This is a genomic window from Protofrankia sp. Cas8 (assembly GCF_963555845.1).
Classification (GTDB): Bacteria; Actinomycetota; Actinomycetes; order Frankiales; family Frankiaceae; genus Protofrankia.
The window spans coordinates 1-6,408 of record NZ_CAUVXI010000264.1; the positions used below are offsets into that span (position 1 = coordinate 1).

Annotated in this window: 8 protein-coding genes and 1 pseudogene; 7 read left to right on the top strand and 2 right to left on the bottom strand. The window is 68.9% G+C overall.

The genetic code is table 11. The annotated features are described in order from the left end of the window. Positions 1-84 precede the first annotated feature (84 nt). The 3 genes from U9977_RS24635 (at position 85) to U9977_RS24645 (ending at position 1,254) form a co-directional block, all read left to right on the top strand. Complete coding sequence (locus tag U9977_RS24635; RefSeq protein ID WP_322751665.1) at positions 85-486, top strand: ferredoxin family protein; 402 nt, start codon at positions 85-87, stop codon at positions 484-486. A 307-nt stretch (positions 487-793) separates the two neighbouring features. Then, positions 794-1,048 (top strand): hypothetical protein, encoded by a 255-nt coding sequence (locus U9977_RS24640; RefSeq protein ID WP_322751666.1) that lies wholly within the window; start codon positions 794-796, stop codon positions 1,046-1,048. Then, the gene (locus tag U9977_RS24645; protein WP_322751667.1) at positions 1,045-1,254 is read left to right on the top strand and encodes a type II toxin-antitoxin system PemK/MazF family toxin; all 210 of its coding nucleotides are present in this window, start codon (positions 1,045-1,047) and stop codon (positions 1,252-1,254) included. The genes U9977_RS24640 and U9977_RS24645 overlap by 4 nt, the downstream gene beginning before the upstream one ends. A 190-nt stretch (positions 1,255-1,444) precedes the next feature. On the opposite strand, the gene U9977_RS24650 is transcribed toward U9977_RS24645, so the two are convergent. Next, the gene (locus U9977_RS24650) at positions 1,445-3,028 is read right to left on the bottom strand and encodes an ATP-binding protein (RefSeq protein WP_322751668.1); all 1,584 of its coding nucleotides are present in this window, start codon (positions 3,026-3,028) and stop codon (positions 1,445-1,447) included. A 177-nt stretch (positions 3,029-3,205) separates the two neighbouring features. Between U9977_RS24650 and U9977_RS24655 the strand changes: the two genes are divergently transcribed. From U9977_RS24655 to U9977_RS24670, 4 genes are all read left to right on the top strand, one after another. Then, positions 3,206-3,337: a hypothetical protein gene (locus U9977_RS24655; protein WP_322751669.1), complete on the top strand. Its 132-nt coding sequence runs from the start codon at positions 3,206-3,208 to the stop codon at positions 3,335-3,337. 177 nt (positions 3,338-3,514) lie between these two features. After that, positions 3,515-4,120, top strand: coding sequence for a helix-turn-helix domain-containing protein (locus U9977_RS24660; RefSeq protein ID WP_322751670.1), 606 nt, complete (start codon positions 3,515-3,517; stop codon positions 4,118-4,120). Continuing rightward, on the top strand, positions 4,117-4,950 hold the full coding sequence (locus tag U9977_RS24665) for an oxidoreductase (protein WP_322751671.1): 834 nt from the start codon (positions 4,117-4,119) through the stop codon (positions 4,948-4,950). The genes U9977_RS24660 and U9977_RS24665 overlap by 4 nt, the downstream gene beginning before the upstream one ends. 79 nt (positions 4,951-5,029) lie before the next feature. Further along, entirely contained in the window at positions 5,030-6,091 is a 1,062-nt protein-coding gene (locus U9977_RS24670) for a saccharopine dehydrogenase family protein (protein ID WP_322751672.1), read from the top strand. 192 nt (positions 6,092-6,283) lie between these two features. Here U9977_RS24670 and U9977_RS27285 read toward each other — a convergent pair. Continuing rightward, positions 6,284-6,408: pseudogene (locus U9977_RS27285) on the bottom strand (IS630 family transposase); the annotation flags it as partial.

Here is a 6,408-nt window from a genome sequence, read left to right on the forward strand (position 1 = left end):
TGGAGAAGATATGGGCGACCTGTGCCCGGGATTCGGATCGGTGCCATCGGCCGCAGGTAACGTCAAACCGGAAAGCTCGCCGACGTGTCGAGTTGGGACAACGCCATTGTCGAATCAGCCCACTGGGGTGCGACGCACCGACTGGAGGACAACCGAACGGTGCCACAACAGCGATCAACACCGTCAGACTGCACGTCCAAGTCGCCGGCCGGCGTCGCACTTCCGATCATCGACCGCAATCGGTGCGAAGGTAAGGAGGACTGCGTCGTCGTCTGCCCCTACGATGTGTTCGAGGTGCGCAAGCTGACCGAACAGGAACGCGAGGGCATGTCCCTGCTGGGCTCGTTGAAATACTTGGCGCACGGCCGGCGCCAGGCCGTCGTGGCCAAGCCGATGGACTGTCACGCGTGCGGCCTGTGCGTGCAGGCCTGCCCCGAGAAGGCGATCACCCTTCGCCGGAACGAGCACGACGGGCAAATGAGTTGAACGCGCCCGAGGTTCCCCTCGTCGGAGCCTTGCGTCCGACCTGGTCAAAGCGCGGCCCCGACGGTGGGTGGCGCCTGTCAACCCCCGCTCGCGCACAGGCCGGGACACCCGATTCCGGTTGATCGCCCGCGGCGGTTGTCCCAGGGCCTCGTTCATGTAGAAGGTGTTCCACAGCACTGCAGGTCAGGACGAGGCGGGGCTTGAGCAGCAACCGAACGGTCAGTGGCGCTGTGCGTGATCGCCTATCGACGCTTCTGCGGTTCGGCCTATAGCACTCGCCATACTCGACACTATGGCCATGACATCTATGCAGCTTGACAGCGGGCTACGCGACGAACTGGCGGAAATCGCCGAGCCGGACTTCCACGGCGTGCCGCTGGGCGAGGCAGTCCGGCGTCTGGTCAAGGAATACAAGATCAATCGCATCATGCGGCGGTACGAGGAGCTGCGCGCCGACGCCGAGGAATGGGTCAGCTACCAGGCCGAGGCGCGGCTGACCGACGATGCGGCCGGCGACGGCCTGCCGGATGCGCGCGAAGAGTACCCGGAGTACAACCGGTGAGCCGGGCGCTGAGGCTCGCGCCCTGGCAGGTGTGGCTGGTGGACTTCGGCCAGCCGATCGGGCACGAGCAGTGCGGCCCGCGTCCGGCCGTGGTGGTCGGCTCGGCGACCCAGCGATTCACCCGGTCCGCCCCGCTGGGCATCGCCTCGGCCACCGAGATCGCCAACCTGGACGAGTGGCTACGCGAGATGGTCGCCTTCTGCTGACCCGCCGCAGCTACTACCGCGCCGTGTCGACAGAACCGTGCGGCACCGCTCGAACTGCCGCCCCACCAGGTCATCCCGCCCGGCCGCCCGGTAGGCGCTCATGAGGTGGCGGTGCACGTCCTCGCGCGGTGGTTCTAGGCCGAGCGCGAGAGCTCGGCATACCTGGCGGCAGCCCCCACGTCGCCACGCACTAGCCGCGGAAGAGGGTGATGGTGCGGCCGGTGGGGCTGGTGGTGTGGGTGATGGTGGTGCGTCTGTCGATGGGTTCGGCGTTCGGGCGGCGGTCGAAGACGGCGAGGATGCCGGTGTCGAGACCGAGCCGGTCGAGATAGGCGTCGAGCTGGCCGAGGCCCTCGCGGAGGGGGTCGGGGTCGCCTTGGCGCCATGCCTTGAGCTCAAGAGCCTCGCGCTGCCAGGCCCGTGTTCCGTCCTTCGCGGGGTGGGGCCAGCGCAGGAGCAGGTCGATGCGACCGCGGCCGACACCGTACTCCCGGTCGACATAGCCGCCGCCGTTGACGACGCGCTGTAGGTAGGCCATGAGGACGAGATGAGGGCCGGCCTCATGGTACTGCTGGCGGGTGGTGAGAATATCGCCGTTGGCCGTCCAGAAGGCAGCGAACTCCTCCAACAGACGGGGGAAGTCCAGACGCCCGTCGGGTAGCACGAAGGAGCGGGGGCGGGGCACGTTGTCGGTGTAGTCGAGCAGACCGTCGGCGAGGACCCGGGCGATGACCTCCCGGTAGATGGGGTTGGCGACCTCGACGGGGGAAGTCTGGGTGATCAGGCCGAGGTCCCGGGCGTAGAGGACGTCATCGCTGAACGGCTCGAACACGGTGACGGTCCCGGCCAGCACCGGTTCCATGACCCGGCGAACCCGGGGCTCGGTGAGCGTGTCCGCCAACGAGTCCAGGTGGGTGGCCCGGGCGAGGATAAGCCGTTCCTTCGCCTGTTCCACATGGTCGACGGTAATCGGTGTGGACGTCGGGATCTGTATCTTGTCGACGATCTCGTAGGCGAGGGCATTGACCAGCCACGGTTGTCCGGCGGTCAGATGGAACGCCCGTTCCATCGCCTCTGGCGTGAATGTCTGCCCCGTCTCAGCCGTATGCTGGCCGTACAGCTCCCGTACCTCGTCAAGGGTGAAGTCCCCCAGTCGGAGCGATTCGACCTTGATGTTGAACGGGCTGGATGTTCCCAATCGAGACGGATCACCACCCGAAGCGACTTTATAGTCACGGACGTCGCGTAGACCGCACAACGCGACCGAGGCGGGGAAGTTGTCGGGCCGGCCTCGGTAGCCACTGCGTAGCTGACTAAGCACACTGATCAGTGTCCGGCCTTGCAGCGCGTCGATCTCGTCGAAGAACAGCACCAACGGCCGCGGGCACGCCTGCGCCCACGCCCGCAGCGCCATGCCAAGCTGCGTGCCCTCCGACACCGCCGGCCACGGAGGTGGGCGTAGCCCGGCCGGGAGCGAGTCCTCGGCCGCCGCGCGGATCTCGTCGAGGATGGCGCGGGTGGCTGCACCGATGTCGTCCCCCCAGGCCCGTCCGGCCTCGCAGGAGAACAACAGGGCCGCATGCCGGCCGCTGGCGGTCAGCTCGGACGCGAGCGCCTGCAGAGCGGTTGTCTTCCCGGTCTGTCGTGGCGCGTGCACCACGAAACAGCTCTTGCGCGCTACCAGACGGGGAACCTCGGGCAGCCGAACCGACGCGGGGATCATGTAATGATCACTGGGCACGCACGGCCCGGCCGTGTTGAACCAGCGCGTCATCGCCCACCTCCTCCGCGGCCGCGGCCACGGGCACGGGCACGGGCACGGACACGGACACGGACACGGGCCGATCACCGCTACTGTACGGACCGCGAGTCCACCTGCCGCCGGAACTGTGTGCACGGTCGGTGACCGTTCCTCGGGAGACTGCCGTACTGCCTCCGAGACGGGGTGGGTGTGCAGGGCGTCGTTGACCGAGGCGAGGTCGAGGTCGTCGATGCGGCTCCAGGTCAGCAGCTCCACGGCCATCTCCGCGCGGTGTTCGGCAAGGGGGCGGTGCAGGGTGTGACCGTCGTATCCGTCGAGTAGCGGGACCGGCAGATCGGCCATTCGCACCGCGATCGCGTAGGGCGACTGCTGCTGGCCCGGAAAGCCTGCAGGGCGAGGAACGCCTGACGAACTGCTGGTTGATCAGGCAGACGACATCCGGGGCGGTCCGCACTCCCGCGGTTGAACGCACTGACACTTCATGCGATGATTGTCAGTATGTTGGACGAGCGCGTGGAGCAGATCCTCGACGCGGCGTACGCGTGCTTCACCCGACATGGAGTGAAGCGCACCACGATGGACGACATCGCCCGGGAGGCGGGGATGTCGCGCGGCGCCGTGTACCAGCATGTGCGCAACAAGGAGGACGCCTTCCGGCGCCTCGCGGAGCGGCTTTTCGATGCGGCCCTGGCCCGAGCCCGGGTGGACGTCGACACCGGCACTGATCTCACCGAGCGGCTCACCGCCGTGCTGACCGCCAAGCTCGACCTCGTCCTGCGCCTCTGGCGGGACAGCCCGCACGCCGCCGAGCTGCTGGGCGACAACGCCCGTCCGTCCGCCGATCTCGAAGCCGCCTACAGCGCCGCCATGCGTGACCTGCTCTCCGGCACCATAGCCGCCGACCTCGCTGCCGCCGACATATCCGCCGCCGACGGCCCCGGGGTCAAGGCCCTTGAACTGGCCGAGATCCTGCTCGCGCTCACCCGCGGCCTGGAGGCGGACCTGTCCGACCCCGACGTCACCCTGCGACGGCTGCGCCACGCCGTAGCACTGATCGTCGCAGGGCTGAGCCACACCCGCACCGAGATCCAGGAGACACCATGACCGCCGTGCTGATCACCGGGACGTCGTCGGGAATCGGCCGGGCCACCGCTCGGCGGCTGGCCGCCCGCCCCGACCTGACCGTCTACGCCACCGCCCGTCGGACCGAGACCCTCGCGGACCTCGCTGGTGCCGGTGCCCGCATCCTCCCCCTGGACGTCACCGACGAGACGTCCATGCGCACCGCGGTCGAAGCGGTTGAAGCCGAGCACGGCGCGGTCGGGATGCTGGTCAACAACGCCGGCTACGGCGAGTACGGCACCATCGAGGAGACGGATCTCGATGCGGTACGACGCCAGTTCGAGACCAACGTCTTCGGGCTGGCCCGGCTGACCCAGCTCGTGCTGCCCCGCATGCGTGCCACGGGCGGTGGACGGATCGTCAACGTCGGCTCGATGGGCGGCCGTCTCGTCTTCCCCGCCGGCGGCTATTACCACGCAAGCAAGTACGCCGTCGAAGCCCTCACCGACGCCCTGCGGTTCGAAACAGCCCCGTTCAACATCAGGGTCATCCTCATCGAACCGGGCCTGATCCGCACCGGTTTCGGCGACACCGCCGCCCATACCCTCGCCGGATCAGCCGCCCCCGCCGGCCCCTATGCCGCCCTCAACGCCGCCGCCGATCAGAAGATGGCCGACGGCTACCGCTCGCGCCGACTGTCGGCACCGCCTGAGGCCGTCGCCGCAGTGATCGAACGGTCCCTGTTCGCGGCCAGGCCGCGGACCCGCTATGTGGTCACCCCGGCCGCCAAGGCGCTGGTACACACCCGCCGTCTGCTCGGCGCCCGCGTCTTCGACGCCTACCTGCGTATGCGGTTCCGCGGCGCCTCGTGACCGGCGGGCCGGCCAGCCCCAACCGCCTGCACCCGACAGCTGGCGGCGGCTGCCGCATCCGCACCCATCAGGAGTCATCATGACCGCAGCCCTGATCTACGGCGCCACCGGCTACATCGGCCGGCTGTGCGCCCGCCGGGCCACAACCGCCGGCCTGCGGCCGGTGCTCGCCGCACGCAACCCGGCATCCCTCGCCGAAACCGGCCGAGCGCTCAAGCTGCCCACCCGGGCCTTCGCCCTGGACGATCCCGCAACCATCGAGGCCTGCCTGCGCGACATCACCGTCGTACTCAACTGCGCGGGCCCGTTCAGCCGTACCGCTACACCTCTCATCGACGCCTGCGTGCGGACCGGCGTCCATTACCTCGACCTCGCCGGTGAGGTGCCCGAGTTCCAGGCAGCCGCGGCCCGCCACGAGGAAGCGCTGCGGGCCGGGGTGATGGTGCTGCCGGGTGCCGGATTCGGTGTGGTGCCCACCGACTGTCTCGCCGCCCACCTGGCAAAACAGCTCCCCGACGCCACCCGCCTGGAGCTGGCCTTCCAGACCATCGGCGGGCTCTCCCGCGGCACCGCCGCAACCGTGGCGCGCGACCTGCACCACAGCGGGTTCCGCCGCCACGACGGCGAACTCGTCCCGCAGCGCGCCGCCGCGCAACGCAGACGGGTCGACTTCGGCCAGGGTCCGGTCACGGTGGCCACCAACCCCTGGCGAGCCGACCTGGTCACCGCCGCCCACTCCACCGGCATCCCCACCATCGACACCTATACGGCCCTGCCCGGCCCGCTGCGTGGGCTGATGCGTCTCGCACCCACCGTGCCCGCGCTGTTCGGCTCCAGACCATGGCGGGCGGCCATGAACGCAATCGTCCGGCGGCTGCCCGCCGGCCCCACCGACGATCAGCTCGCCGCCGGCGCCAGCCACATCTGGGCCCGCGTCAGCACACCGGACGGCAGGGCGGCCCTCGCCACCCTGCACGGGCCGGAGGCCTACGAGTTCACCGCCGCGACGGCGCGCCTGCTCCTGCACCACGTCCTGAGCGGGCAGGTCAGCCCCGGTTTCCAGACACCGGCGACCGCCTACGGCGCAGACCTCGTCCTCGATGTCGACGGTGTACGCCGCACCGACATCCCAACACCCTGAGTGGACGCACCCATGGCAACCGACCGACACCAGAGGGCCTGCACACCATCACGATGACACGACCGCAAACGCCCGTATTGTCAGAAACGACACACCTTAGTGGTCTGGCTCGTAAGTCCGGGTGCTACGTCTTCGACATCAGTCGAACCTCCTCAACGAGTACCACTGTTCTCATGCGGCCTCGTGTCGCACCACCTGGTTAAGCCAGGAGGCGTGGACAGGGGTGTGGACCATGACCGCGTTCGGGAACGCCGTGGTCAGGCGTTTGATCGCGGCTTGCCCGCGGTGGGAGGAGCCGTTGTCGACGACCCAGAAGA

Coding starts and splice junctions, on each gene's coding strand:
- U9977_RS24665 (WP_322751671.1), top strand. CDS start 4,117: ATGACCGCCGTGCTGATCACCGGGACGTCGTCGGGAATCGGCCGGGCC.
- U9977_RS24640 (WP_322751666.1), top strand. CDS start 794: ATGCAGCTTGACAGCGGGCTACGCGACGAACTGGCGGAAATCGCCGAG.
- U9977_RS24650 (WP_322751668.1), bottom strand. CDS start 3,028: ATGACGCGCTGGTTCAACACGGCCGGGCCGTGCGTGCCCAGTGATCAT.
- U9977_RS24670 (WP_322751672.1), top strand. CDS start 5,030: ATGACCGCAGCCCTGATCTACGGCGCCACCGGCTACATCGGCCGGCTG.
- U9977_RS24660 (WP_322751670.1), top strand. CDS start 3,515: ATGTTGGACGAGCGCGTGGAGCAGATCCTCGACGCGGCGTACGCGTGC.